We start from the raw sequence: 726 nt of genomic DNA on the forward strand, positions 1-726 counted from the left end.
TGAGTAGTCCTGAAATAGGTTGACTATTTTTGATTGCACAACATTGATAAAAAAGCTCAAACATCCACTAAAGATGTTTGAGCTTTTTTGTTGTAAGATTTAAGTCTGATTTCTTTTTGCTGATGCATGGACTGGTGTTAGCATATTGCAGCTTAAGTGAGGTCTGCTATTGTTATATATACTAATGCTTTGAGCAGCTTGGTGCATTGCTTCGCTGATATTATTTAGCTGTTCTGATAGTCCGAAGTCATCTTTGAGGATGCCATTTACACGTTCTGCAATCGCGTTCTCGTACGGATCGCCATTCTCAGTCATACTAATGGTGATATAGTTATCCTTCAGATAATCTGTATATAGCTTACTACAATACTGTAACCCTCTGTCGGAGTAATGTATAAGCGCCTGGTCACTATATTCCTGTTCTTTATTGCCATTTGTAAAGCTTTCAATGTGCGCAAGCCAAGCACTAAGTTTTTGGCTCGTTGTTGTTTATTTGCTACTAAAGAATGTTGGGTTTGCGCTTTATAATAAGCTTGTTTGCTATAGCCAAACAACGCACAGAACGTACTTACTTTTCTTGGGTAGGTTCTGGCAAGCTCCCGGATTGTTTGGCTTCGTCTTTTTTAAGATAATGATTCCTTCTTCCTGTTCGGCAATTTCAATCAGTTTTTCATAAGCAACCAGCTTCAGTTTAGCGTCAGCTAACTCTTTCTCCAGGTCTTTAAT

General features: G+C 38.3%; 2 protein-coding genes. Both read right to left on the minus strand.

Annotated features, from left to right (window positions below):
* Positions 1-99: 99 nt before the first annotated feature.
* Positions 100-315: an integrase core domain-containing protein gene (locus tag EOD41_RS21320; protein WP_394342480.1), complete on the minus strand. Its 216-nt coding sequence runs from the start codon at positions 313-315 to the stop codon at positions 100-102.
* Between the two features lie 225 nt (positions 316-540).
* The coding region (locus tag EOD41_RS20965) for a hypothetical protein (RefSeq protein WP_205780620.1) at positions 541-726 on the minus strand (186 nt) is incomplete at its 5' end.

The organism is Mucilaginibacter limnophilus (genome assembly GCF_004005815.1).
Classification (GTDB): Bacteria; Bacteroidota; Bacteroidia; order Sphingobacteriales; family Sphingobacteriaceae; genus Mucilaginibacter; species Mucilaginibacter limnophilus.